We start from the raw sequence: 25,078 nt of genomic DNA on the forward strand, positions 1-25,078 counted from the left end.
TGGCAGTTTGCTGCCTAGTCGTAGCTGGGTGAGGGGGTTGCCACTTTGCGCAATCGCGCCAACCTACCGCCAATCCCCCTCATCCAACTCCGCCTAGCCACTTTGCGGCAAGGCTCCGTATCCTTCTCCCTCAAGAGAGAAGGAATGTCCTGGAATGGCCGTCTCCCGACAACCCACCCCTTCAATCCAACCGCCGCACCCGGCTGCCATTGCCGCCCTTCTGCCCGCTGGCCTCAATCGACCGGATATAGCTGCCCTCGATCACCATGCCGGTGACAGGGTCGATATCGGCCTCCAGCACATCGTTGATGGCGATGTCGCCCAGCGCCTTGCGCATCTCTGCGATCTTGCCCTCAGGCGCCTTGTCGCCGCTGGCCCGGATCATCGTTTCCAGATAGGCGGTGATCGCCTCGCCAGCCACCTTCGGGTCCATCTCCGTATGCTGTTCCCAATGATAGGCGGCGGCCGGGCGGGTCAGGCGCATCCGGCTGGTCGCGGGCAGCGGCATCGGAAAGACGCCGGTGTCCAGTTCGATCTCCGCCTCATACCATTCGCCCAGTTCGCGCGGATTGCGACCCAGCCCCAGGAAGGTCGCCCAGGGCTTCAGGAACAGTTGCGCCGCCTGCTCCGGCGTGAGCTTCTGGAAACCCGCCGCCATCTTCTCGATCATCGCCGCGGCCGGCGCGCGCTTCTGCGCGTCCGGTTCGATCAGCACGACCATATCCTTCATCCCCGCGCCGATCTTTCCCTTCAGCCTGTCCCAGTCGCGCAGCCGCAGCACTTCGCCGTCCGGCCCGACATCATATTCCATCGGCTCCATGAACGGCCGCAGCGAAGGCGGCATTCTGGGATCGCCGACCTTCAGGCTGAACTCGGTCAGCCCCGGCAGCGTCCCCTTCACCAGTTCGATCCGCAGCACATAGCCCTCGCCCTCCCGGCGGAAGCGCATCACCTGCTCGACAATGCCCTGTTGCTCCTGCCCCGCGCGGCTGCGCAGCGTCGACACCTCATAGCGCAGCGGCTGGTCCAGCGGCGGAGCGAAGGCTATCCGCACCTCGCCCTTGGGAGCCTGCGCCTGCACCGCATCGGCCGCCGCCACCGCGCCCGGCGACGCGCCCATCATCGCCAGCAGGGCAATCCCCGCCAGCAGCGGCTTTTTGAAGCGGAACCAACTCTGACTTTGCGCTGTCATTCGAGCCTCCTATATGGGCGCTTTCGCGCGAACGGCGCGACAATAGCCATGGAGCAGTTGTAGTGAGCAAGGTTCTTGTCATCGGCGCGGGCGGCGTCGGATCTGTCGCGGTTCACAAGATGGCGATGAACAGTGACATTTTCAGCCATATCACGCTCGCCAGCCGCCGCCTCGTCAGCTGCGAAAAGGTCGCCGAATCGGTGAAAGCGCGCACCGGCGTCACCATCGACGTGGCGCAGGTCGACGCCGACAATGTCGAAGAGACGATCGCGCTGATCGAAAGGGTCCAGCCGAAACTGGTCGTGAACCTCGCTTTGCCCTATCAGGATCTGGCGATCATGGACGCGTGCCTCGCGACCAAGACCGACTATCTCGACACCGCCAATTACGAACCGCGCGACACCGCCAAGTTCGAATATAGCTGGCAATGGGCCTATCAGGATCGCTTCAAGGAAGCGGGCATCATGGCCCTGCTCGGCTCGGGCTTCGACCCCGGCGTCACCAGCGTCTTCGCCAGCTACATCAAGAAGCATCTGCTCGACCGGATCGACACGCTCGACATCCTCGACTGCAATGGCGGCGACCATGGCCAGCATTTCGCCACCAACTTCAACCCGGAAATCAACATCCGCGAAGTGACCGCCCCGTCGCGTCACTGGGCCAATGGCGAATGGGTCGAAGGCCCTGCATTGAGCCACAAGCAGGAATTTGATTTCGATCAGGTCGGTCCGAAGAATATGTATCTCATGTATCATGAGGAACTGGAATCGCTCGCGACCCACTATCCCGAAATCAAGCGCATCCGCTTCTGGATGACCTTCGGCGATGCCTATTTGAAGCATCTCGAAGTGCTCCAGAATGTCGGCATGACCCGGATCGACCCGGTCATCTACAATGGCCAGGAAATCATCCCGCTCCAGTTCCTGAAGGCCGTGTTGCCCGAACCGTCGAGCCTGGGGTCGACCACCAAGGGCAAGACCAACATTGGCGATATCGCGACCGGGCAGAAGGATGGTCAGGCCAAGACCGTCTATGTCTATAATGTCTGCGATCACGAGGACGCCTATGCCGAAACCGGCAACCAGGCGGTCAGCTACACCACCGGCGTCCCCGCGATGATCGGCGCCGCCATGATGCTGACCGGCGCGTGGAAAGGGGAAGGCGTGTTCAACATCGAGCAGTTCGATCCCGATCCCTTCATGGACATGCTGAACAAGCATGGCCTGCCCTGGCAGGTGAAGGAACTGGACGCGCCGCTCGACTTCTGACGAGCCGCAAAGCGCATTTCGTCATTGCGAGCGTAGCGAAGCAATCCAATGGCGCACCTATGGATTGCTTCGCTACGCTCGCAATGACGGAGTTGTTTGCCCCATGGAAACCCGCGCCGGCGATCCCGCCGCCTTCGCCCGCTTCGACCTCTACCGCGTCCCCTCGCCCGCCTTCGTGGTGGATGAGGCCGCGGTGCGCCGCAACCTGTCGGTCCTGCGCGACATCCGCGATCGGGCCGGGATCAAGGTGCTGGGCGCGCTCAAGGCCTTTTCCATGTGGTCGCTCGGCGGCGTAATCGGAGAATATCTGGACGGCGTCTGCGCGTCCGGCATCTATGAGGCGCGGTTGGGTCGGGAGGAATATAAGGGTGAGGTGGCCACCTATTGCGCCGCCTACAAGCCCGACGATCTGGCGGAAATCCTCAGGATTTCCGACCATGTCATCTTCAACAGCCCCGGCCAGATCGCGCGGATGAAGCCGGTGATCGACGCGGCGCGCAGCGACGGTGTGAACTTCGACATCGGCCTGCGCCTCAACCCCCTCAATCCCGAGGGGGAAGTGCCCAAATATGACCCGTCGCAACCGCACAGCCGCCTCGGTTTCCCGATCGACCAGTTGCGCCCGGAGCATCTGGAAGGAGTCGACGGTCTTCACGTCCATAACCTCTGCGAACAGGATTTTCTGCCGCTGGAACGCACCTGGGCGGCGATCGAACCCCATGTGATGCCCCATGTCGGCGGCCTCAAATGGCTGAATTTCGGCGGCGGCCATCATGTGACCCGCGCCGATTACCAGATCGACGACCTCACCGCCTTCCTTCGGCGGATCAAGGCGCAGACCGGCCTTGAACTCTATATCGAGCCGGGCGAGGCGATGGCGCTGGACGCGGGCATATTGGTCGGCGAAATCCTTGACGTGATCGAAAACGGGATGCCCGTCGCGATCACCGACATCAGCGCCACCTGCCACATGCCCGACGTGATCGAGGCGCCCTATCGCCCCGCCATGCTGCATGAGCCGGATGAAGGTCCGGTGACGCGACTCGGCGGCCCCTCCTGCCTCGCCGGCGACATCATCGGCGACTATCGAGTCCCCGGCGGCGCGGAACCGGGCGCGCGGATCGCCTTCCTCGACCAGGCCCATTATTCAATGGTGAAGACCAACACCTTCAATGGCGTGCCTCTTCCCGCCATCTGGCTGTGGAATAGTGAAACGGATCAACTCACGGAAATCCGGTCATTTTCCTATGAGGACTTCAAGAGCCGTCTCTCATAACGCACGTTTCATAGCGAACCGCGCAACAAAATTTTCATATGCGCTTTACAGGGGGGACCCCTCCGCATATATCGGCCGTCCGCTGCCCCATGGGACTTCCACCGCAAGGCAGCTTTTTCGCCCTGAACTACACTGGAGGTCCCTTGAGTTGCACAAGCATCATAGCGCGCTGGGGGTAGCGACCACCCTCACACCGGCAGCACCGGTAACGCTGATTCGTCCCGCCGCCGCTGCGCGGGCTGCCCGCTTCTTCGTCGAGAAGTTTCCGGGCCGCTCGCTCTATGCGGTCAAGGCGAATCCGTCTCCCGATCTGATCCGCACCCTGTTCGCCTCGGGCATCACGCATTTCGACGTGGCCTCGATCGCGGAAGTGCGTCTCGTTTCGGAAGCGCTTGCCGACGCCGAATGTCTGGCCAAGCTCTGCTTCATGCACCCGGTCAAGGCCGAGGAAGCGATCGCAGAGGCTTACCATGTCCATGGCGTGCGCACCTTCTCGCTCGACACGATCGACGAGCTGGAAAAGATCATGCGCGCCACCGGCGATGCGACCGATCTGGAGCTGTGCGTGCGTCTGCGCGTCTCGTCCGAACATTCGGAACTCAGCCTCGCGTCGAAGTTCGGCGCCGAGCTGGGTGAGACCCGCGATCTGCTGATGGCGACCCGTCAGGCCGCAGACGCGCTGGGCATCTGCTTCCATGTCGGCAGCCAGGCGATGAGCCCGCAAGCCTATAGCGATGCGATCGAGCGCGTCCGCGCCGCGATCGTCGACGCGGCGGTCACGGTCGACATCATCGATGTCGGCGGCGGCTTTCCGTCGGTCTATCCGGGCATGGAGCCGGTGGCGCTCGAAAATTATTTCGAAGCGATCCATCGCGGTTTCGAAAGCCTGCCGGTCAGCTACTCGTCGGAACTGTGGTGCGAACCCGGCCGTGCGCTGTCGGCGGAATATAGCTCGATCATCGTGCGCGTCGAACGTCGTCGCGGGACCGAACTCTACATCAACGACGGCGCCTATGGCGCGCTGTTCGACGCCGCGCATATCGGCTGGCGCTTCCCCGTCGCATTGCTGCGCGAGGAAGAGAGCGAGGAGGACATGACCCCCTTCTCCTTCTACGGCCCGACCTGCGACGACATGGACCATATGGTCGGTCCCTTCATGCTCCCCGCGGATGTGAAGGTCGGCGACTATATCGAAATCGGGATGCTCGGCGCCTATGGCGCGGCGATGCGTACCGGTTTCAACGGCTTCACGTCGGAATCGACGATCGAGGTGGCGGATGAGCCGATGGCCAGCCTCTACACCGAAACCGTCCAGCCGCGCCGTCGCGCGACCGTCATCAAGCTGGGCTAACCGCCCGGCAAGACAGAATAAAGGTCCCTCGCCGCTCGCCCTTGCGGCGAGGGATTTTTTTATCCTGTGTTTTCCGCGATTTTCGAGCCGACAGATGTTCCATCCGGCTTGAAATCGCTCTATCTGCGGAAGATGCCGACCAGTTCGACATGGGTGGTCCAGCGGAACTGGCCCACCGGCCTGACGCTCTCCAGCCGGTAGCCTGCCGCCACCAGATGCGCCGCATCCCGCGCGAAGCTGGCGGGGTTGCAGGACACATAGGCAATCGTCTGCACGGTGGACGCGGCCAGTTGCAGCACCTGTTCGCGCGCGCCCGCACGCGGCGGGTCCAGCACTATGGCGGCGAAGCGGTTCAGTTCCTCGGGCGTCAGCGGCCGGCGGAACAGGTCGCGATGGTCGGCGGCCAGCCGCCGCTGCGCCCGCGCCGCGCCGAGCTTGAGCGACAGGATCACATCCCGCGCGCCCTCCGCCGCATAGACCGGCCGCTTGTCCCCCAATGCCAGCGCGAAGGTGCCGAGGCCGCAGAAGAGGTCGGCGATCGCGCCCGTTTCCGGCAGCGCATCGCGCACCGCGCCGACCAGCGCAGCCTCGCCATCGGGCGTAGCCTGGAGGAAGGAGAAGGGCGGAAAGCCGACCGGCGTCCCACCGAAACTGACCGTTACCGCCTCCGGCTCCCAGCGCGTCTGCGGCCCGTCGCCTTCATCGATGGTCAGGCGGGCCAGCCCCTGTTCGCGCGCGAAATCGCCCAGCGCCTCATCCGCTGCCAGCCCAACGACTTTCACCCCCTCCAGCAGCAGGTCGACGCCCTGATCGGTCAGCGACAGGCGCACATGCGCGGCCCGCTTGTCCGGCAGTATCTCGACCAGCAGCGCCCTGAGCGGCGTCAGCAGCGCGAACAGCCGGGGATCGAGCACCGCGCACATCTGGAGGTCGATCAGCCTGTGGCTGCCCTCTTCGGCGAAGCCGATGGTGATGCGCTTGCCCGCACGGGCCGCGCGCAGGGAGGCACGCCGCCGCGTCATCGGCGGCGAGATATGCGGCGGCAGCACCGCGCCCGGCGTCACCCCCTGCCCCGCCAGCGCGCCGGTGACGCGCGCCGTCACGAAATCGGTATAGCTCTCCTCGTCCAGATGCTGGAGCTGGCACCCGCCGCAGGCCGGGAAATGATCGCACGGCGGCGCGGCATGATGGACACCGAAATGGACAATCCCATCGCCTCCCACCCGGTCGCCCGGCGCGGTCAGGGGAAAGTGGCGGCCGTCGGCCGTGACGCCGTCGCCCCGGGCGGCGACGCGGATGATGAGATTGTCTATTTCGCTGTCGGTCACAATCGCGCGGCGATAGCCGCTGGCAGCGTAGCAAGCAAATCATCCGCGATGAAAGCCGGCCCGGCGCGCCGCGCGGCATCGCCATGCAGCCACACCGCCTCGCACGCCGCGCGGAAGGGATCGCCCGTCACCGCCAGCCGCCCCGCGGCCAAACCCGCCAGCACATCGCCCGTCCCCGCCGTCGACAGCCAGGAGGGCGCGCCACCCGCCACCGCCGCCCGGCCGTCCGGCGCGGCGATCACGCTGTCCGCGCCCTTGTAGACGATGATCGCCCCCGACAGGCGCGCCGCCGCCACCGCCCGATCGATCTTGCTTCCGGGCAGCGTACCGAACATCCGCTGAAACTCCCCCTCATGCGGGGTCAGGATCGCTCCGGCAGGGATGCGGTCGACCTGCCCCGCCAGCAGCACCAGCGCGTCGGCGTCCAGCACCAGCGGATGGCCGGACGCCAGCGCCTTCGCCAGTCGCATATTCGCCTGGCCATCCCGGCCCAGCCCCGGCCCCACCAGCAACGCACGGATACGGGGATCGGAAAGGTCGCCATCCGCCTGGGAGACGATGGCCTGCGGGACGGCGCGGCCGGCATCGGCCGCATGGAGCCGCACCATGCCGGCGCCGGAATGCGCCGCCGCCGTCGCGGCAAGCGCGGCGGCCCCCGGCATGGCGCCGCCCAGCACCGCCACCAGGCCCCGGCTATATTTATGTGCGTCCGCACCGGGCGCCTGCAATTTGGGCGCTTCCAGTCGGCTGATGTCGCCCGGCACGGCTATGCCCAGGTCCGCCAGCACCAGCCGGTCGATCCGGCCCGCCGCCGGATGCAGCAGATGAGCAGGTTTCCAGGCCCCTAGCGCAATGCAGATCCCATAATGCGGCACGGCGGAAAGCAGCGCGCCGCTATCGGTATCGACCCCGCTCGGCAGATCGACCGCATGGACGAACAGGGCCGCCTCCGCCAGCAGACCAAGCCGCGCAGCGACCGCTTCATCCAGTCCGCGCGACAGGCCGGTTCCGAAAAGGGCGTCGACCAGTTGGGTTGCAGGCTCCGCCGCCATCACATCCTCGACCGGCCCGTCCCAGCCGGAACGCGCCCGCTGGCTCGATGCTGTCCGGCTTTCGCCCAGCGCCGCCACCCGAACGGCCAAGCCCCGCTCGCGCAGGATGCGCGCGATCACGAAGCCGTCGCCGCCATTATTGCCCGGCCCGCACAGGATCAGCGCATCGCGCCGATGCCCGGCGCGCCAGATGATCTCCGCCGCCGCCGCGCCTGCCTTTTCCATCAGCCCATATTCGTCGACGCCCGCGTCGAAAGCCGCCTGCTCCGCCGCGCGCATCTGCGCCGCGGTCAGGATCGGCGCACCGGTCATTGCGGCTGGCCGGCAATCTGTGCGGGCAACCGATAGCGGTCATCGCCGGCGGCGACCTCGATCTGCCGTTCGCCGGCGATGCTGAGCCGGGCGCTCTCCGCCCCATCGGCGGCCTCCAGTCCACGCCCGTCCGCCAACACGCGGAATCGGCGAAAGCCGCCATCGGGATGGCGGATCGTCAGCATGTCGCCGTTGCGCTCGACCAGACAATCCCGTTCCCATTGCTGCGCGCCGCCGGTCATGCAGTCGGCCTTGCCATCATCGTCCGGCGCCCCGGTCTGCGCCGACGCATTGCTGCCGCCCGCTTTCGGCGCGTCGCCGCCACATCCGGCCAGCGCCAGCAACGCCGCCAGCCCGGCCATCTTCGCTCTCATGCCAGCCGGCTCCGGCATTCCAGCACGATCGGTCCGATAATCCCGGCAAAGCGCCTCTGCCCCGCCGCGTCACTCACCAGATCCTGCCGCATCTCGATCCCCAGATAGGGGATTCCGTTGGCCTCCGCATGGCGGTTCATCGTCGCATTCAGCAACTGCCCCGAATAGGGCAACTGATCGCCGACGTTCAGGCCCGCAGCCTCCAGCAAGGGGATCGCGATCCGCGCGGCGCGATCGTCCTGATTATAAAGTATTCCGATGTCCCAGGGCCGCTGCTGCCCCGGATCGCTCGCCAGCCGGGGGGTGAAGCTGTGGACCGACAGGATGAAGGGCGCGGTCATGCCATCCAGCAATCGCGCGATCTGATGATGATAGGGATGATGGAAACGGATCATCCGCTCGGCCAGATCGGCGTCCCGATTGCCGGGAATGACATGGCCGTCGCTCATGACCGGCAGCAGTCCCGGCGCATCCTCTTCGCGGTTGAGGTCGACCACCAGCCGCGACACGCCGCCAAGGATCGCCGTGCCCCCCAGCTCGGCCGCCAGCAACCGGCTCACCTCCGCCACGCCGATGTCGATGGCGACATGCTCTCTGAGCAGCGCCGGATCGATGCCCAGGTCGACATCGTCGGGGACATGGGCGGAGGCATGATCGGCAATGATCAGCAGGTCCAGCGCGCCGCCATCGATCCGCGTGAAAGCCTCATTCATGCGCTTCTGATCCCTGTTTCCATGATCCACCAGCCGGGATGCGCCGCGCGCACCATAGCCGCAGCTTCCTTCATCGCCGCCGCACTTTCGAACAGCGCGAAGCAGGTCGCGCCCGATCCCGACATGCGCGCCAGCAGCAGGCCGTGGGCAGGCTGCAACGCGGCCAGCACCTGCGCGATCACCGGCGCGACCGCAATGGCGGATGGCTCGAGATCGTTGCGCCCTTCCTTTATCAGCCGGTCGAGACTTTCGGCGTCAAGCGCCCCGCGATCCTGCCGGTCCCACCCTGCAAAGACACTGCCCGTGGACAGGCCCACGCCCGGATTGACCAGCAGTAAGGGCAGCCCCTCCAGCCCATCGACCGCGTGTCGCGCCAAATGTTCGCCGCGCCCCGTCACCAGCTGCGTCACGCTTGCGACGCAGGCGGGCACGTCCGATCCCAGGTCCAGCGCGAGTCCGGCCAGTTCCTCCGGCGCGATCCGCACATCCCACAGCCGCACCAGCAGCCGCAACGTCGCCGCCGCATCCGCCGACCCGCCGCCGATCCCCGAAGCCACCGGCAAATTCTTCGTCAGCCGGATCGAAGCGCCACGCTGCTCCCCCAGCCAGCCCTGCAACAGCCGCGCCGCGCGCATCACCAGATTGTCCGATCCCGCATCCAGCCCCGCGCCGAACGGCCCGTCGATCACCAGATCGATCGCGCCGTCATCGGTCGCCTGCCCCTCCAGCCGGTCCCCATCCTCGGCAAAGACGAACAGACTTTCCAGCGCATGATAGCCATCGTCCCGCCGCGCCCGGACATGCAGCGCGACATTCACCTTGGCATAGGCGGTTTCGACGAGCGTTTCGGCGGCGGCCTCCACGTCAGGGTGCAGCATATTCCGGCTTCAATCCTTCCTTGCTCTTCGCCGCCAGCCGTGCCGCGACATCGCCTTCGGCATAGACGGCCGCGGCGTTCCAGGCATAGCGCGCTTCGTAGCGCCGCCCCGCCGTCCATAGCGCATCGCCCAGATGCTCGTTGATCGTCGGATCGTCCGGCGCGCCGGCCGCCGCCCGTTCCAGCACGGGCACCGCCGCCCGAACATCGCCCGTCACAAACTGCGCCCAGCCGAGCGAATCCGTGATCGACGCATCCTGCGGCTTGAGCGCGCTGGCCCTTTTGAGCAGGACCAGCGCTTCCTCGACATTCTGCCGCCGCTCGATCTGCGCATAGCCCAGATAGTTGAGGATGACCGGCTCATTGGGCGCCAGCTTCGCCGCGCGCTCCAGCACGGCCCGCGCCTCGTCCCAGCGCTTGCCCTGCTCCAGCGCGCTGCCTTCGAACAGCAGCAGCGCCCAGGGCACGCCATCGGCGGGATAGCCGGCTTGCGCCGCCTTGAACGCCGTCGCCGCGCCAGTGAAATCCTTCGCATCGGCGAGCAGGCGACCGAGACGGACTTGGCGCTCGGCGTCCGCACCCGGTTCCGACGCCAAGGTCCGGGCGAGGGCGATCGCGCCATCACGATCGCCCGCCTCGGCCCGGGCATTGACCAGTTCGGCCTGGGCCAATCCGCCATACCAGCCCTTGAGCGGCACCTTGCCGGCCTCCGCAGCTCCAAAGGCGGGATAGCCGCCGGCCGTCAACAGACGGGCCGCGATGATATGGACTTCGGGACCCTGGGGATCGGCGAAGGTCGCGATCCGCGCCAACCGCATACCAAGCACAATCCCCTTATCGTCCGAAGCGATATCGACCGCCAGCCGCGAAAGAAGCCGGGCAAAGCCCTGTGCCGGGTTCAGCAGCGCCCTGCGCCCTCTGGCGCCCTTGCCGCGCGCGATGTCCGCCCGCGCCACCACGAAATTTGCATCGCCTTCCGGCAGGAGGGCCAGCGCTTCGGCCTTCGCCCCCTGAGCCGCAAGCTGCGCGGCGAAGCTGAGCCGCAGCGCCGCGCCGTCGCTGCTGCGCAAGGCGATCGCCCGCCGCAACGCCGGCGCCGCAGTCGCCAGATCGTCCCGCCCGATCGCCTGCAAGGCCAGATGCTCGTCCAGATAGCGCTGGCCAAGCGCGGCGAACTGCTCCTTGCCCTCGATCACGGGCGGGGCATAATGCCCTTCTCCCACGGCGATCCAGCTCCGCATGATCGACGCCAGAAAGGTGAAGTTGCCCTCCTCCACCATGCGGTCGATGAGCAACCGGGCGCCGACCCAATCCTTGCGCGTCAATGCGTCGCCGATCCGCAACAAGGTGCCGTCGCGCGGCAACATGCCCTGCGCGTCAAGCAGCACGGCCGACCGCATCGCCAGCGCCTGATCGCCGCTTTCCAGCGCCTGTGCATAGGAGCGGCGCGCAATCTCCGCGCGCCCCGGATCAAGGGCCAGCGCGACACGATAGCTGGCCACGGCATTCCCCAGCGCGCCATCCCCGTCCGCCAGCCGCGCCCGCGCGTAGGCATGAAGGGCGCTGCCTGGGTCGACCGACGCCCCGGCTGCCGCCGGGACCGCCAGCATCAGAATCGGGATCAGGCGCTTACATATTGGGATAATTCGGTCCTCCGCCGCCTTCAGGGACGACCCAGTTGATATTCTGGGTCGGGTCCTTGATGTCGCACGTCTTGCAGTGGACGCAATTCTGCGCGTTGATCTGGAAGCGGGGATCGCCTTCGTCCTGCCCGACCACCTCATAGACGCCGGCCGGACAATAACGCTGCGCCGGCTCGTCATAAAGGGGCAGATTGTAGCTGATCGGAATTGATGGGTCCTTCAGCTGCAGATGGACCGGCTGATCCTCCTCATGATTGGTGTTCGACAGGAACACCGAAGAAAGCCGATCGAAGCTGATCACATTGTCCGGCTTGGGATAGTCGATCTTCCGGCACTGTTCCTTGCGCCAGATCTTCTCATTGTCCGGCTTGTGCTTCATCGTGAAGGGCAGGCCGATCTTCAGCGTGCGCATCCACATGTCGATCCCGGCCAGCAGCGTGCCGATCGTGTTGCCGAACTTGGCCAGCATCGGTTCGGCATTTTTCACCAGCTGCAATTCGGTCGCGATCCAGCTGGAACGCAGACGAACCTCATAATCGTCCAGCACGTCGCGGGCGCGCTCATTCTGGATCGCCTCGAACGCGGCCTCGGCCGCCAACATACCCGACTTCATCGCCGTATGCGTGCCCTTGATCCGGGGCACGTTGACGAAACCGGCCGAACAGCCGATCAGCGCGCCGCCGGGGAAGACCAGCTTGGGGATGGACTGCCAGCCGCCCTCGTTGATCGCGCGCGCGCCATAGGAAACGCGGCGTCCGCCCTCCAAGAACTTGCGGATTTCCGGGTGCTGCTTCCAACGCTGGAATTCCTCGAACGGGTAGAGGTGCGGGTTGCGATAGCCCAGTCCCACGACGAAGCCCAAAGCCACCTGACCATTGGCCTGGTGATAGAGGAAGCCGCCGCCATAGGCATCGGTCAGCGGCCAGCCCTGGGTATGGAGGACCAGGCCCGGCTTGTGCTTGGCGGGATCGATGTCCCACAATTCCTTCATGCCCAGGCCATAGACCTGCGGCTCGCAGTCGGCGTCGAGCGCGAACTGGCGCTTCAATATCTTGGTCAGATGGCCGCGCGCGCCTTCGGCGAAGAAAGTATATTTGGCGTGGAGTTCCAGCCCAGGCTGATAGTCGGCCTTTTTCTCGCCATCGCGGCTGATGCCCATGTCGCCGGTGGCGACGCCCTTTACGCTGCCATCCTCATTATAGAGGATTTCCGCGGCCGCGAAGCCGGGGAAGATCTCCACACCCAGCCCCTCGGCCTGCTCGGCCAGCCAGCGGCACAGATTGCCCAGCGACCCGGTATAGGTGCCCTTATTATGCATCCAGCCCGGCGTCATGATGTGCGGGATCGCCATTTTGCCGGTTTTGGTCAGGAACCAGTGCTGATTGTCGGTGACGGGCACTTCCGCCAGCGAACAGCCCATCTCGCGCCATTCCGGCAACAATTCGTCCAGCGCCTTCGGATCGATCACCGCGCCCGACAGGATATGGGCGCCGATTTCCGACCCCTTCTCCAGCACGCATACCGCCAGTTCCTGGCCGGCATCATTAGCCAGTTGTTTCAGCCGGATCGCCGCCGACAGCCCGGCCGGTCCCCCACCGACAATGACGATGTCATAGGGCATCGATTCCCGTTCGCTCATTCATCCCTCCTCAGGGCGTTTGGTGGGCTGCACCCCATGCTTCCAACCGCCGCACTACTCCAACACTTTACCATTGAAGGCGATGAAGCAGCTTGACCCGATCGTCAACCTCTGGCCCTAGATGATTATGATGCGGGGAATAATGCAGGACAATGCGGCTCTGTCGGCCGACGCCTATCTGGCGTGGTGGCAGCTGGCCGGTGTGGAGAGCGTCGTAGCGGAAACGCCGCACGACTGGCTGCGCGCCCCGTCCGCGGCGGTTTTCATGTCGCAAGCGGCTCAGTCGCCGGGGGTCGCGCCGACCACCAAGCCCCAGGATCTGCAAGCCTTTCATCGCTGGCTTGAAAGCGAATCGAACCATCCCGAGAGGCGCTGGCCGACGCCGCCCATCTATCCCGTAGGCGTTGTCGATTCGCCACTGATGATCGTCACCGACATGCCCGATCCGGCCGATGTCGACGCGGGCGCATTGCTGGCCGACCGTGCCGGCGCCCTGTTCGACGCCATGTTGCGCGCCATCGGGTTCGACCGGACCCAGTGCTATATCGCGTCCCTCTTCTTTGCTCGGCCGCCCGGCGGCATGGTCGAGGCAGCCGATCTCGCAAATGCCGCCGCGCGGATGCGCACCCATGTCCATCTGGCGCGGCCGCGGCGCCTGCTTCTGCTCGGCGACCGGACAATTCGGACGCTGCTGCCGACCGATGCTTCCGCGCCCGCGCATAGTTTACGCAATTTTAATCATGATGGCGGCATTGTGCCCGCCGTCGCCACATTCCATCCGCGCCTGCTGCTGAGCCAGCCTGCGGCAAAGGCGGAATGCTGGCGCAGCCTGCAAAGCCTGATCGAGGAAGACCGTCCGTGATTCGTGCCGCGACCCGCCTGTCCTGCCTGGTCCTGATGACCCTGGGAATTGCAGCCGCAACGCAGGCCGCCGCGGAAACCACCGAAACTCTTTCCGACCTGCCGATCATGAAATCGGATGAAGCGCCACTTGACCTCAGCGACGGCGACAAGGCGCGCTACAATGCGATCTTCGTCGCCCTGCGTGCGGAGAAATGGACCGACGCCAAGGCGATGATCCAGACGCTCGACGCGCACGACGCGGTGCGCCAGGTGGCGCTGTCCGAACTTTTTCTCGCCCGCAATTCGCCCCGGGTCGAACTGTTCGACCTGCTCGACCTCATCAACAAGGCGCCCTGGCTGCCCAAGGCCGACCAGCTTTCGCGCCTCGCGCAGAAACGCGGCGCGACGATTCTGCCGACATTGCCGCAGATCCAGAAGATGGTCTGGCTGGGGTCGGCCCCGCGCCGCCAATATGTCGCCGCGACCAGGACGGACATGCTGGCGCAGGCATTATCGGGCCAGATCCAGAATTACATCAAGAATGATGATCCGGTCGGCGCCGAAGGGCTGCTCGCCAATGGCGAGGCTGGCTTGACCCCGGAAGGTCTGACCGAGGTGCGCCAGCGGGTGGCCTGGGCCTATTATATCGAGAATGACGACAATAATGCGCGGCGCATGGCCGCGCGCGCACTGGAAACGCGCACGGGCGGCGACTGGACGGTGCAGGCGCACTGGACCGCCGGCCTTGCATCCTGGCGCCAGAATGATTGCCGCGCCGCCGCCCCCGCCTTCGCCAATGTCGCCGCGCTCGCCACCGACGCAGACATGCGCTCGGCCGGCGCCTATTGGGCGTCGCGCGCCTATATGGTGTGCGGCGAGGCCGAAAAGGTCGAAAATTATCTGAAGCTCGCCGCCCGCTCGAACGAGACTTTCTACGGCCTGCTCGCCAAGGAATCGCTGGGTATGCCGCTGGGCGGCGCCCCCATGGCCAGCCGTTTCGGCGCGCTCGAATGGCAGAAGCTGAAGAACAGCCCCAATGCCCGCGCCGCCGTGGCCCTCTCTGCTATCGGGGAAACGGGTCGGGCCGACGAGTTGCTGCGCTATCAGGCGAAGATCGGCGGCACCGATCAATATGATGCGCTGCTGCGCCTCGCCAGCGCGCTCAACCTGCCCGCGACCCAACTTTATCTCGCCCATAACGGCCCTGCCGGCACCCAGCCCGCCAGCTTCGCCCGCTTCCCCGCGCCCGACTGGCGGCCCGACGGCGGCTGGCGCGTCGATCCCTCGCTGATCTTTGCCCATACATTGCAGGAATCCGGCTTCCGCACCGATGCCGTCAGCAGCGCCGGCGCGCGCGGCCTGATGCAGGTGCGGCCGGGCACGGCCGGCGATGTCGGCATGACATCGGCAGCCCAGCTGCTCGTGCCATCGACCAACATGGAATATGGCCAGCGCTATCTGGAATCGCTGCGCGACATGAGCGCCACCGGCGGGCTGCTGCCCAAGGTGATGGCGGCTTATAATGCGGGTCCGCTGCCGGTCGAGCGATGGAACACGCAAGTCCATGACAAGGGCGACCCGCTGCTCTTCATGGAATCGCTGCCCTATTATGAAACCCGCGCTTACGTGAACATCGTCATGCGCAATTACTGGATGTATCAGCTTCAGGCCAAGGGTGCCGCCGAATGCCTGACCGGCATGGCGCAGGGCATGTGGCCGACCTTCCCCAACGCCAAGGGCGTGAAGCTGGTGCGCCTGAGCAAGGCCGATGGCCGCGCCTCCATGGGCGCCGGTTCCGACTGATGCCAATCGACCAGAGCCGGACCTTCCTTCCCCTCCGGATCGCGCTTCTCACCGTCTCCGACACGCGCGGCCTGGCCGAGGATCGATCAGGCGACGCGCTGGTGGAGCGGCTGGAGGGCGCAGGCCATATCCTGGCGGCGCGCCATGTGGAGAAGGACGACAAATCCGCCATCGTGGCGCGACTGCACGCCTGGATCGACGACCCGCAGATCGACGTGATCCTTACCACCGGCGGCACCGGCGTCACCGGCCGCGATGTGACGCCTGAAGCGCTTGCCCAGGTGCAAGACAAGGAAATCCCCGGCTTCGGCGAGCTGTTCCGTTGGCTGAGCTATCAGAGCATCGGCACGTCCACCATTCAGTCGCGCGCCACCGCCTGCGTCGCGCGCGGCACCTATATCTTCGCGCTGCCCGGTTCGACCGGCGCCGTGAAGGACGCCTGGGACGGCATTCTCGTCACCCAATTGGACAGTCGTTTCCGCCCCTGCAATTTCGTCGAACTGATGCCGCGCCTGACCGAACGCTGACCATGACGTCCGCGCGGGGATGACAAAGTCGCCCCGCTCTGGCATCGCGCCTGCCACGACTTTCAGGACAGGCAGCATCATGACCAGCATCGGGATTTTCGGAGCAGCCGGCCGCATGGGCCACGCCATCGCCACCGTGGCGGCGGAAGCCGGAATCGGCATAGCGGGCGGCACGGATCGCCACGGCAGCGGCGAAATCGCACCGGGCATCGCCATCACCACCGATACGCTGGCGCTGGCGCAAGCGAGCGATGTCCTGATCGATTTTTCCGTCCCCGGCGCCCTCTCCGCCCATCTCGACGCCTGTATCGCCGCGAAGAAGCCGATCCTGATCGGCACCACCGGGCTGGAACCGGTCCATCACGCCCTGATCGACGAGGCGGCGAAGGTCATTCCCGTGCTCCAGACCGGCAATACCTCGCTGGGCGTCAACCTGCTCGCCGCGCTGGTGGAAAAGGCGGCCGCCGCGCTGAGCGACGATTGGGACATAGAAATCGTCGAGATGCACCACCGTCACAAGGTCGACGCGCCGTCGGGCACCGCGCTGCTGCTGGGCGAAGCCGCGGCGCGCGGCCGGGGCATCGCGCTGGCCGACAAGAGCGAGCGCGGACGCGACGGCATCACCGGCGCGCGGGCGAAGGGCGCGATCGGCTTTGCAGCCCTGCGCGGCGGATCGGTCGCGGGCGATCATCAGGTCATTTTCGCGGCCGAGGGCGAACGGATCGAACTGGGCCATCGCGCCGAAAACCGCACCATCTTCGCGCGCGGCGCGATCAGGGGCGCGCAATGGCTGCTGCGCCAGGGCGCGGGTCGTTACGACATGAAGGGTGTGCTGGGGCTCTGACGCATGAACAAGGCCCAGATATTCGACTTTTTCAGCCGGCTGGCGGAGGCCAACCCCGCCCCGCGCACCGAACTGGAATATGGCAACGACTATCAATTGCTGGTCGCGGTCGTGCTGTCGGCCCAGGCGACCGATGTCGGCGTCAACAAGGCCACCCGCGCCCTCTTTCGAGAGGTCGAAACGCCCCAGCAGATGGTCGATCTGGGCGAGGAAGGCCTAAAGCAGCATATCAAGACGATCGGCCTGTTCAATGCCAAGGCGAAGAATGTCATCGCCCTCTCCGAAATCCTGGTCCGCGACTTTGACGGAGCGGTGCCGCAGGACCGCGACACATTGACCACCCTGCCCGGCGTCGGGCGCAAGACCGCCAATGTCGTTGTGAATACGGCCTTCGGGCAGGAAGCTTTCGCGGTCGACACCCATATCTTCCGCGTCGGCAACCGGACCGGCCTTGCGCCCGGCAAGACCGTGCTGGCGGTCGAACAGAAGCTGGACAAGCGCGTGCCGGGACCGTTTCGGCGCGACGCGCATCATTGGCTGATCCTGCACGGCCGCTATGTCTGCAAGGCGCGCCGCCCCGAATGCTGGCGCTGCATCGTAACGGACCTATGCCGCTACAAACCCAAAACTCCCGCGCCCAAATCCGCCTGAAACGGCCTCCGTTATCACGCGGTTCAGCCCTTTCGTGCTAGGAAAGCGACGGAAATCAGCGCTCCGTGCCGTCGAATCGGCACAATATGAGGAGAGAAACCATGTCCATCCGTCGCTCCGTCCACCTGGCCCTGGGCATCGCACTGACTTGTGCCGTGGCACCCGCCATCGCCAAGAATACCCCCGATCCTTATGTGACCAAAGGGAAAGCGATCGATTGCATTCCGATCAGGTCGATCCAGTCAACCAATGTGCGCGACGACCGGACCATCGATTTCGTCATGAACGGCCGGAAAATCTACCGCAACACCCTGCCCAACAGTTGCCCCAGCCTGGGTTTCGAAAAGCGCTTCTCATACCGGACGAGCCTGGCCCAGCTTTGCTCGGTCGATATCATCACCGTCCTCTGGAATGCCGGCCCTGGCTTGCAACCAGGCGCAAGCTGCGGCCTGGGCAAATTCCAGCCGATGGAAAAAGCGGCGAAATAAGATCATCGAGAGATGATTTTGGTGCTGGCGCAGCCGGATGGACTTTGCTAACCGCCCCTTCTGACCAGCGTCACGCACCCATAGCTCAGCTGGATAGAGCGTTGCCCTCCGAAGGCTCGCGTCCAACGCGAGAGCAGCGATTTTATACAGTATTTACGAGGGTTTAGGAGGACGGAAGAAAGGACGGACGAAAAAACTCACCAAATTCTCACCGCGCTCGGACTGTCGGATTCGATCGCGGATTGACCTACCCCGGCGCAAATCTTACGGCTCCAAGCCATACGCACCCATAGCTCAGCTGGATAGAGCGTCGCCCTCCGAAGGCGAAGGCCAGAGGTTCGAATCCTCTTGGGTGCGCCAAAACTCCCAATGAAATCAGTGAGTTAAGACTGTCGCAGCAGCCTTGGTGCGCCGCCTCTCGAAGTCCAAAACTCACCACGCTGGCGGCGGCGCGACGCGAAGCCCCTGCATTTCCGCGGAAAACTTGTCGAACCGAACTCACCACGCCCTTTCGCGGCTGTGATGATCCGATGGGGGCGTCCTAATTCCGGGCTGGATGAAACGCATGGTCATCGGCAATCGAGACCCCGCGGATTGCGGCCGGCCAAGCGGACCATCGACGCCGGCTAAATGCTGTGTTGGCGAAGGGCAGAGAGGGCAGTAACGACCCCTTGTACGAATTCGCGTTACACAGCGAATCACCGACGCTAGATTCCCGAAAAGTTCTCCAACCCGAGGCCGGAACATTGAACTGACCTATGACAACCGCGCGCCACATCGTTGCACTGCTGCAAAGCCATATAGACGGGGATGAGGACCGCTTCCTCTCCGTGGCGACGCAACTAGCCGCGCACGAGGCGAGGCAGGGTCATGGGAAGCTCGCGCAGGAACTGCGCGAGTTGGTCGATGCCGCCAAGGGCAAAAGCGCGACGGTGGCGCGGCGCGGAGCCGGCCCCGTGCCGTTGGCGCAGCCGAAGGGCGAACTCGCAGGGCTTCTGGAAGCCCGCTATTCCGATGTCCGGCTGTCCAGCATGGTGCTCAAGCCCGAACTTGATGAGCGGCTTGCGCGCGTCCTTCGGGAACAGCGCCAGCAGGAGCGGCTCCGCGCGCGGGGGCTCGCCCCGCGCCGCAAGCTCTTGCTTGTCGGCCCTCCTGGCGCAGGCAAGACAATGACCGCCGCCGCCTTGGCCGGTGAGTTGAAGCTGCCCCTTTTCACGGTTCTTTACGATGGATTGATCGGCAAGCTCATGGGCGAGACCGCCACACGGCTTCGGCTTGTCTTCGACGCCGTTGCCATGCAGCGCGGTGTATACTTCTTCGACGAGTTCGACGCGATCGGCGCGCAACGGGCCGGGCCGAACGACGTTGGGGAAATTCGCCGGGTGCTCAATTCCTTCCTCCAGTTTCTCGAAAATGACGATGGCCCGAGCCTCATCGTTGCCGCGACCAATCACCCCGAATTGCTCGACAAGGCGCTCTATCGACGGTTCGACGATGTCATCAGCTACGATCTTCCTGATCCCTCGGTTGTGCAGGGCATCCTCGAAGCCCGGCTCGCGACCTTCGATCTCAAGCCGATCGAATGGGCGCCTGTTCTCGAATCCGCCGCCCATCTCTCCCAAGCCGAAGTCGCCAGAGCTGCCGACGAGGCGGCAAAAGTCGCGGTGCTGGATGGCCACGATGGCGTGACGACCGCGACGCTGCTGACCGCTCTGACGGAGCGGCGCGCGGCCATCCTCTAAGCAACGAGGCCCGATGGCTGTACCTCCCCGCGACCGCCCCCATTTCCACGTCGAAGGCGGCGGCCAAAGCGAGGCGTACACGTCACCCCGCCTGGTCATCAGCGGCCTCCCTCCGGCGCGGGCGCGTGCCGCGCACGCTGCACGGTTGGAACAGGCAATCGGAACGGCGCTCGCCGCCGGCCGCCAACGGCTCGCAGAGCGGGAAGACGGCGTCGCCGAGGGCAAGCCAGGCTTCTATCTGGAGTTCGATATCCCCGTAGCCGAGCGCGCCGCAGTCGAAGCCTTGGAGAATAAGCCCAAGGCTATCGAGCTGGTAGCGGTTCGACCTACGGCGGAGGGCGACGAGATGGTCTCGGCCACTGTATTCGTTCCGGAAGCTGCTGCCGATTTCTTCGTCAAGAAGATCGAAGCCTATCGCGATGAGGAGACGCGCACCGGCAAGCCCAAGAACGAGGCCCTGATCGCTCGGATCGACGACATCAGGGTCGCGGTCGCACGCTCGCTATTTACCGATGAAGCGCAGCACTTTCCCGCCGACGGCCGTCAGGTGTGGTGGGAAGTCTGGCTTCGGGATGGCGGTCTCGCGATCTTCCAGTCTGTCGCCGCCAAGCTCGATGTCGCGATCAAGGAGCACGTCATCAGCTTTCCCGAGCGCGATGTCGCGTTGGCGCTCGCCGATGAAGCGACGATGGATCGGCTGATACGCAATTCCGACGCCGTGGCTGAACTGCGTCTCGCCAAGGACACTCCATCCCTCTTTCTCGAAATGCGCACGGTCGATCAGGCCGCTTGGGCGAACGACTTGGCTGATCGGATCGCACCGCCGCCCCCCTTGGCACCGGCAGTCTGCATACTGGACAGCGGAGCGACCCAGGCCCACCCCCTGCTCGCGCCGGGCCTCGATCCTGCCGATCAGCATAGCTACGACGGTGACTGGGGCGTCGGCGACAGCGCCTTCTGGAATGGTCACGGCACGTCGATGGCTGGCGTCGCGCTTTATGGCGATCTCGAAGCGGCGCTTTCCCACGGCGAGCCGGTCGCACTTGGTCATCGCCTCGAAACGGTGAAGATCCTGCCGCCAACCGGGCAGAACGAGCCGCGACTTTACGGAGCGATCACGGCCACCGGTATCGCTCGTGCCGAAGACCATGCTCCCCGTCGCCGGCGCGTGTTCTGCATGGCCGTGACCAGCGACGTCGGCTTGCGCCGGGGCCGGCCGTCCTCCTGGTCCTCGTCAATGGATCAGCTCTGCTATGGCGGCGGTGACAGGCGACGCCTGATGGTCCTAGCGGCGGGCAATCTTCGCGGCGACATCAATCCGGCCGACTATCCTGACCGCAACGACCTCGAAGAGGTCGAAAGCCCGGCGCAGGCTTGGAATCCGCTCGTCGTCGGGGCCAGCACCGACAAGATCACGATCACCCATCCCGACTATGACGGATGGACGCCCGTCGCCCCGGCCGGCGACCTCTCGCCGGCAAGCCGAACGTCGGCCATCTGGGATCGGCAATGGCCGATCCGTCCGGATGTCGTGTTCGAAGGCGGCAACTTCGCGCATGACGGTGCCAACCCGGCCTCGGCGATCGACGACCTCCAACTCCTCACGACCCACTATCGTCCCAACATGCGCCTGTTCGAAGCGTTCGGCGACACTAGCGGCGCTGCCGCGCTCGGCGCGAACCTCGCCGCCGGCGTTATCGCAGCCCGTCCGACACTCTGGCCGGAAACGGTGCGCGCGCTCATTGTCCATTCCGCCGAATGGACGCCGGCGATGCGCCAGCGCTTCGACGCGGCCGGCTCGCAAGCTCAGAAGCTGGCCATGCTACGCCGCTACGGCTGGGGCGTGCCTGACCTTGGCCGGGCGCTGATGAGCGCGTCCAACGACGCGACTTTGATGGTCGAGGACGCCCTGTTGCCATTCCGCAAGGACGGCTCGACGATCAAAACACGCGATATGAATCTGCATCGACTGCCCTGGCCGCGCGCCGAACTGGCTGCGCTTGGCGATCTCGATGTGGAGCTGCGGATCACCCTGTCCTATTTCGTTGAGCCCAATCCCGGTGAACGGGGCTGGACGCGGCGCCACCGCTACGCTTCGCACAATCTCCGCTTTGCGGTGAAGCGGTCGCTCGAAGGCTTGGAAGCGTTCCGGCAGCGGATCAACAAGGCGGCTCAGGACGAAGAGGCTGGCGCTGTCGGCGCTGCCGCGGGCGGTGACTCCTGGGTTCTGGGTACGATCCGTGACCGCGGTTCGATCCATAGCGACATTTGGCGTGGCAGCGCGGCCGCCCTCGCCGAGCGCGACGCGATCGGAGTCTTCCCCGTCAGCGGATGGTGGAAGGAGAAGCCTTCGCTCCAGCGCTGGGATCGTTCCGCCCGCTACGCATTGTGTGTGTCGATCCGCGCGCCCGAGGCCGACATCGACCTCTATACCGCCATCGCCAATCAGATCGCGGTCCCGATCCCGGCGGCTTAGCGGTCAGTCGAGCCAAGCGGCATAAGCGCCCACGTCGATCATCGGGACGGTCGCGCTCGCCTGAAGGCGGGAGATGAGGTCGAGCAGGAACCGCGTCGCCGCTCGCACGCCGACCTGCGCCTGCGAGCAACCGTCCGTGTCGCAGCCGAACACTCCGTGCGCTGCGACGCATCCGATATCGAGGCGGTGCTGCCCATCGAGCGCTGCGAGCGCATCGGTCAGCGGCTGGCCGAGCGGTGGATTCCATTCGCTCTCGAACGTGAGCAGTCCGCCGATAATGGCCGGCAATGGTCGCGGATCGTAGATGCCGCCCGCGTGCGGTATCGGCAGGCTCGTCCGATGGAGTGCGCGAACGCTGGCCACCTTGTCCGCCGCATAGGCGACATGCTGCGCATTGATCGCCTGCTTGGTCTCGAACACAGCATAGACGCTCTCTGCCGGTACGATGAACTGATCTTTGAAATTGAAGATAAAGGGCGAATATTGGCGATCGAAGATGACGATATCGATCTGGTGGCTGAAGGCGCCCTTGCTGTCGACCACATGTGCGCCGGCAGCGCGATACCGTTCGGGCAAATAGCCCTGCAATAGCTCCAGCCACACAGCTTCGCTGGCGTCACCCTTCGTTCCGCCGTGACCGAAGCTGCCGCGCGCGATGCCCAGCTTCGCTTCGATCTCGTCGTGCAGGCTTTGCAGCAAAGTTTTGAGGGACCATTCGGTCATTGCACGAAGCCGCTCCAATTGCCGCCCAGCGCAGCTTCCGCCAACCGCCGCACCGCTTGCTTCTCCGTGCCGGTGAGATCATCCGATATGACATTGTTTCCATTGGCGGGATCGATCACCCGTGCTGCAGTGAACTTGTCCCTGAGATACTCCAGCACCGTCACGACATTCTCCGCCAAGTCAGGCGATGTCCTCCCGCTCAAGGCTGCGATCACGGTCAGCTCAAGATAGAAAGATGGGAATTCGAGCCGCTTCTGGTTGCGCCACAGTTTCAGGAGCCGCGACTCGCGCTGATGGCCCGCCATGACGACGGTGTTGATATGTGTCGTCACATTTGTCTTCGTCCAGGTATCGGCCGTGCGCCGGTAGAGGCTGTGATCCGTCGTCCAGGCGGACTGCCGCTTGCCGGGGACGAGATCGACATCGAAGCCGCCGATCGTCGCGTTGATCGACGCATTCTGCCGCTTTGGCACATAGCCGGCGCCTGCAATGGCGTTGAAGAGCGAGCCGTAAATATCCTTCAAAGTCTCGGGCGTGTCTTCGTGCAGCGAAATGAAAAGGTCGATGTCAGTGCCGCTTCGGTTGGCCGTGCCTTTGGCAAACGAGCCGCTCGGAGAAATCGACAGTAAGAAACGGTTTGCCCATTGCTGAAGCACAGGCGCGATTATTGTCTGGACCTGCCGAACAGGTGAGAACGCGCTGGTATCAACGGCCTCCCTAGCCAGAATCGCGTTTAAGTAGGCGCTGCTCATCACATATGCCTAGCGCTGCAATCTTTCTCCCGGAAGCACCGATGCAACGGCAAGAATAGGTATGGCGTCGCTTGACGGGGTCCGTCGCGGCCAATCGGCTGCAATCCCATGACGCGGGCCGCGTGCTCCTCGATTTTTCCGCCAGGATCGACTACATGGAGCCCGTATCCCCCGGTGGTCCCTGCTTTGCATACCGCCGGGGCACTTTATTTCTAGCCACAGCCTGAAGCCTTCGCAACGCGCTTCCAGCGTGCGGATCGTGCTGTTTCCGTCTTCATCCCAAACGGTTTGAGGGGGAAAGCCTTCCCCTACCGTCGAGTCCCTGACAGGTCTCGCCGGACCCCTTCGAGCGGGGACACCCCGCAACGCCCCAGATAGCACGCGGGGATCTAGGGAGCGCACACTGGCGGCTGAAGCCGCGCAGGGGTCGCGCGTTTTTATCTGCCCGCGTTTGCACACTTGCTCTGGCCGGAGGGCGCGGCGACGGCTGGCCCCCAGGCCCGCGCGCACGCCGCCGCGCCGGCCGTCCGCCGCAAGGGTGCGTCGTTTGTGGCGCCGCGAGCGGCGCGGAGCTTGGGACTCCGCCCCTGGCGCACTTCGGAACGTCTTCCGCCCAGCTTCCTCCGCTTCGCTCCGTGCAGCCGGTTCCCCGCGAAGCCGTCCCTCCGTTTGCACCCCCGGTCTCGCCGACGGGCAGGGTTTCAGCGCGGCGCTTCCGCTGCGCGGAAACCTAAGCCCAAGGAGTAAGGAAATGACCAATACCATCGAAACCGTGGCGACCGAGCAGAGCGCGCAAGACGGTCAGACCGTGTTCGTCCCCCTGAACAAGCTCAAGAAGTCCCCGAAGAACGTCCGCAAGGTGCCGCATACCGACGAGTTCATTGCAGCGCTCGCCGCGTCCGTCGCGGCCAAGGGGCTTTATCAGAACCTCGTCGTCGAGCCGGAGGTGAAGAACGGCAAGCCGACCGGCTGCTATCTCGTCACCGCTGGCGAAGGGCGCAGGCTCGCCTATCTGCTGCGCGCCAAGCGCAAGGAGATCAGGAAGAACCACCTTGTCCGCTGCTGGCTCGACACCGAGAACGATCCGGCCGAGGTGAGCTTGGATGAGAACTACAATCGGGAGCAGCTTTTAGGTCATGTTTCCAGAGTGTCCTTCGATAGGAAAGATTACAGAGCAGTGTGCTTGTTCCAGGCCGCCCGCAGC

General features: G+C 64.9%; 22 protein-coding genes and 1 tRNA gene. 13 read left to right on the forward strand and 10 right to left on the reverse strand.

Going from position 1 to position 25,078, the window contains the following annotated elements:
* Positions 1-181: 181 nt before the first annotated feature.
* Complete coding sequence (locus AC58EF_RS22125) at positions 182-1,192, reverse strand: hypothetical protein (RefSeq protein ID WP_497278665.1); 1,011 nt, start codon at positions 1,190-1,192, stop codon at positions 182-184.
* Positions 1,193-1,254: 62 nt separating this feature from the next.
* On the opposite strand from AC58EF_RS22125, the gene AC58EF_RS22130 reads away from it, so the two are divergent.
* The 3 genes from AC58EF_RS22130 to AC58EF_RS22140 all read left to right on the forward strand — a co-directional run bounded on the left by AC58EF_RS22130 (position 1,255) and on the right by AC58EF_RS22140 (position 5,087).
* Positions 1,255-2,460: a saccharopine dehydrogenase family protein gene (locus AC58EF_RS22130; protein WP_497278667.1), complete on the forward strand. Its 1,206-nt coding sequence runs from the start codon at positions 1,255-1,257 to the stop codon at positions 2,458-2,460.
* Positions 2,461-2,563: 103 nt separating this feature from the next.
* Positions 2,564-3,736 carry a carboxynorspermidine decarboxylase gene (locus AC58EF_RS22135; protein WP_497278669.1) on the forward strand — a complete coding sequence of 391 codons (1,173 nt, stop codon included), beginning with the start codon at positions 2,564-2,566 and terminating at the stop codon, positions 3,734-3,736.
* A 148-nt stretch (positions 3,737-3,884) separates the two neighbouring features.
* Positions 3,885-5,087: a type III PLP-dependent enzyme gene (locus AC58EF_RS22140; RefSeq protein WP_497278671.1), complete on the forward strand. Its 1,203-nt coding sequence runs from the start codon at positions 3,885-3,887 to the stop codon at positions 5,085-5,087.
* A gap of 119 nt (positions 5,088-5,206) precedes the next feature.
* On the opposite strand, the gene AC58EF_RS22145 is transcribed toward AC58EF_RS22140, so the two are convergent.
* Genes AC58EF_RS22145 through AC58EF_RS22175 form a run of 7 tightly spaced genes read right to left on the reverse strand, consistent with a single transcriptional unit; the run spans position 5,207 to position 13,025 of the window.
* Positions 5,207-6,415 carry a class I SAM-dependent RNA methyltransferase gene (locus tag AC58EF_RS22145; protein ID WP_497278673.1) on the reverse strand — a complete coding sequence of 403 codons (1,209 nt, stop codon included), beginning with the start codon at positions 6,413-6,415 and terminating at the stop codon, positions 5,207-5,209.
* Positions 6,412-7,779 (reverse strand): NAD(P)H-hydrate dehydratase, encoded by a 1,368-nt coding sequence (locus AC58EF_RS22150; RefSeq protein ID WP_497278675.1) that lies wholly within the window; start codon positions 7,777-7,779, stop codon positions 6,412-6,414. The genes AC58EF_RS22145 and AC58EF_RS22150 overlap by 4 nt, the downstream gene beginning before the upstream one ends.
* Positions 7,776-8,153: a hypothetical protein gene (locus AC58EF_RS22155; RefSeq protein WP_497278677.1), complete on the reverse strand. Its 378-nt coding sequence runs from the start codon at positions 8,151-8,153 to the stop codon at positions 7,776-7,778. Before AC58EF_RS22155 ends, AC58EF_RS22150 begins: the two co-directional genes overlap by 4 nt.
* A complete protein-coding gene (locus AC58EF_RS22160) occupies positions 8,150-8,866 on the reverse strand; it encodes an N-formylglutamate amidohydrolase (RefSeq protein ID WP_497278679.1) in 717 nt (238 codons plus the stop codon). Before AC58EF_RS22160 ends, AC58EF_RS22155 begins: the two co-directional genes overlap by 4 nt.
* Positions 8,863-9,744: a 4-(cytidine 5'-diphospho)-2-C-methyl-D-erythritol kinase gene (locus AC58EF_RS22165; RefSeq protein WP_497278681.1), complete on the reverse strand. Its 882-nt coding sequence runs from the start codon at positions 9,742-9,744 to the stop codon at positions 8,863-8,865. Before AC58EF_RS22165 ends, AC58EF_RS22160 begins: the two co-directional genes overlap by 4 nt.
* Entirely contained in the window at positions 9,731-11,353 is a 1,623-nt protein-coding gene (locus AC58EF_RS22170) for a tetratricopeptide repeat protein (RefSeq protein WP_497278683.1), read from the reverse strand. Before AC58EF_RS22170 ends, AC58EF_RS22165 begins: the two co-directional genes overlap by 14 nt.
* A 19-nt stretch (positions 11,354-11,372) precedes the next feature.
* Positions 11,373-13,025, reverse strand: coding sequence for an electron transfer flavoprotein-ubiquinone oxidoreductase (locus AC58EF_RS22175; protein WP_497278685.1), 1,653 nt, complete (start codon positions 13,023-13,025; stop codon positions 11,373-11,375).
* Between the two features lie 127 nt (positions 13,026-13,152).
* On the opposite strand from AC58EF_RS22175, the gene AC58EF_RS22180 reads away from it, so the two are divergent.
* The 9 genes from AC58EF_RS22180 (at position 13,153) to AC58EF_RS22220 (ending at position 22,399) form a co-directional block, all read left to right on the forward strand.
* A complete protein-coding gene (locus AC58EF_RS22180) occupies positions 13,153-13,887 on the forward strand; it encodes a uracil-DNA glycosylase family protein (RefSeq protein WP_497278687.1) in 735 nt (244 codons plus the stop codon).
* A complete protein-coding gene (locus AC58EF_RS22185) occupies positions 13,884-15,671 on the forward strand; it encodes a lytic transglycosylase domain-containing protein (RefSeq protein WP_497278689.1) in 1,788 nt (595 codons plus the stop codon). Before AC58EF_RS22180 ends, AC58EF_RS22185 begins: the two co-directional genes overlap by 4 nt.
* The gene (gene moaB, locus AC58EF_RS22190; protein WP_497278690.1) at positions 15,671-16,198 is read left to right on the forward strand and encodes a molybdenum cofactor biosynthesis protein B; all 528 of its coding nucleotides are present in this window, start codon (positions 15,671-15,673) and stop codon (positions 16,196-16,198) included. The genes AC58EF_RS22185 and moaB overlap by 1 nt, the downstream gene beginning before the upstream one ends.
* Positions 16,199-16,277: 79 nt before the next feature.
* Positions 16,278-17,042 carry a 4-hydroxy-tetrahydrodipicolinate reductase gene (dapB, locus tag AC58EF_RS22195; RefSeq protein WP_497278692.1) on the forward strand — a complete coding sequence of 255 codons (765 nt, stop codon included), beginning with the start codon at positions 16,278-16,280 and terminating at the stop codon, positions 17,040-17,042.
* Positions 17,043-17,045: 3 nt separating this feature from the next.
* Positions 17,046-17,693 carry an endonuclease III gene (gene nth, locus AC58EF_RS22200; RefSeq protein ID WP_497278693.1) on the forward strand — a complete coding sequence of 216 codons (648 nt, stop codon included), beginning with the start codon at positions 17,046-17,048 and terminating at the stop codon, positions 17,691-17,693.
* Positions 17,694-17,794: 101 nt separating this feature from the next.
* Positions 17,795-18,181 carry a hypothetical protein gene (locus AC58EF_RS22205; RefSeq protein ID WP_497278698.1) on the forward strand — a complete coding sequence of 129 codons (387 nt, stop codon included), beginning with the start codon at positions 17,795-17,797 and terminating at the stop codon, positions 18,179-18,181.
* Positions 18,182-18,464: 283 nt separating this feature from the next.
* A tRNA-Arg gene (locus AC58EF_RS22210) sits at positions 18,465-18,541 on the forward strand.
* A 539-nt stretch (positions 18,542-19,080) separates the two neighbouring features.
* Positions 19,081-19,923, forward strand: a complete 843-nt coding sequence (locus AC58EF_RS22215; RefSeq protein ID WP_497278694.1) for an AAA family ATPase — start codon at positions 19,081-19,083, stop codon at positions 19,921-19,923.
* Positions 19,924-19,936: 13 nt separating this feature from the next.
* On the forward strand, positions 19,937-22,399 hold the full coding sequence (locus tag AC58EF_RS22220; RefSeq protein WP_026109029.1) for a S8 family peptidase: 2,463 nt from the start codon (positions 19,937-19,939) through the stop codon (positions 22,397-22,399).
* Positions 22,400-22,402: 3 nt separating this feature from the next.
* Here the strand turns inward: AC58EF_RS22220 and AC58EF_RS22225 are convergent, their stop codons facing one another.
* A complete protein-coding gene (locus tag AC58EF_RS22225; RefSeq protein WP_017500488.1) occupies positions 22,403-23,122 on the reverse strand; it encodes a DUF6602 domain-containing protein in 720 nt (239 codons plus the stop codon).
* Positions 23,119-23,874: a nucleotidyltransferase domain-containing protein gene (locus tag AC58EF_RS22230; RefSeq protein ID WP_026109030.1), complete on the reverse strand. Its 756-nt coding sequence runs from the start codon at positions 23,872-23,874 to the stop codon at positions 23,119-23,121. The genes AC58EF_RS22225 and AC58EF_RS22230 overlap by 4 nt, the downstream gene beginning before the upstream one ends.
* A 751-nt stretch (positions 23,875-24,625) precedes the next feature.
* Here AC58EF_RS22230 and AC58EF_RS22235 point away from each other — a divergent pair.
* Positions 24,626-25,078: ParB/Srx family N-terminal domain-containing protein (locus tag AC58EF_RS22235; protein WP_497278696.1), on the forward strand; the 453-nt coding region annotated here is incomplete at its 3' end.

It is taken from the genome of Sphingobium sp. WR1, assembly GCF_059693745.1.

What these genes read in the sequence shown, in the direction of transcription:
- AC58EF_RS22125 (WP_497278665.1), bottom strand. Translation starts at nt 1,192, where the DNA reads ATGACAGCGCAAAGTCAGAGTTGGTTCCGCTTCAAAAAGCCGCTGCTG.
- AC58EF_RS22135 (WP_497278669.1), top strand. Translation starts at nt 2,564, where the DNA reads ATGGAAACCCGCGCCGGCGATCCCGCCGCCTTCGCCCGCTTCGACCTC.
- AC58EF_RS22150 (WP_497278675.1), bottom strand. Translation starts at nt 7,779, where the DNA reads ATGACCGGTGCGCCGATCCTGACCGCGGCGCAGATGCGCGCGGCGGAG.
- AC58EF_RS22155 (WP_497278677.1), bottom strand. Translation starts at nt 8,153, where the DNA reads ATGAGAGCGAAGATGGCCGGGCTGGCGGCGTTGCTGGCGCTGGCCGGA.
- AC58EF_RS22160 (WP_497278679.1), bottom strand. Translation starts at nt 8,866, where the DNA reads ATGAATGAGGCTTTCACGCGGATCGATGGCGGCGCGCTGGACCTGCTG.
- AC58EF_RS22165 (WP_497278681.1), bottom strand. Translation starts at nt 9,744, where the DNA reads ATGCTGCACCCTGACGTGGAGGCCGCCGCCGAAACGCTCGTCGAAACC.
- AC58EF_RS22170 (WP_497278683.1), bottom strand. Translation starts at nt 11,353, where the DNA reads ATGCTGGCGGTCCCGGCGGCAGCCGGGGCGTCGGTCGACCCAGGCAGC.
- AC58EF_RS22175 (WP_497278685.1), bottom strand. Translation starts at nt 13,025, where the DNA reads ATGAGCGAACGGGAATCGATGCCCTATGACATCGTCATTGTCGGTGGG.
- AC58EF_RS22180 (WP_497278687.1), top strand. Translation starts at nt 13,153, where the DNA reads ATGATGCGGGGAATAATGCAGGACAATGCGGCTCTGTCGGCCGACGCC.
- moaB (WP_497278690.1), top strand. Translation starts at nt 15,671, where the DNA reads ATGCCAATCGACCAGAGCCGGACCTTCCTTCCCCTCCGGATCGCGCTT.
- dapB (WP_497278692.1), top strand. Translation starts at nt 16,278, where the DNA reads ATGACCAGCATCGGGATTTTCGGAGCAGCCGGCCGCATGGGCCACGCC.
- nth (WP_497278693.1), top strand. Translation starts at nt 17,046, where the DNA reads ATGAACAAGGCCCAGATATTCGACTTTTTCAGCCGGCTGGCGGAGGCC.
- AC58EF_RS22205 (WP_497278698.1), top strand. Translation starts at nt 17,795, where the DNA reads ATGTCCATCCGTCGCTCCGTCCACCTGGCCCTGGGCATCGCACTGACT.
- AC58EF_RS22220 (WP_026109029.1), top strand. Translation starts at nt 19,937, where the DNA reads ATGGCTGTACCTCCCCGCGACCGCCCCCATTTCCACGTCGAAGGCGGC.
- AC58EF_RS22225 (WP_017500488.1), bottom strand. Translation starts at nt 23,122, where the DNA reads ATGACCGAATGGTCCCTCAAAACTTTGCTGCAAAGCCTGCACGACGAG.
- AC58EF_RS22230 (WP_026109030.1), bottom strand. Translation starts at nt 23,874, where the DNA reads ATGAGCAGCGCCTACTTAAACGCGATTCTGGCTAGGGAGGCCGTTGAT.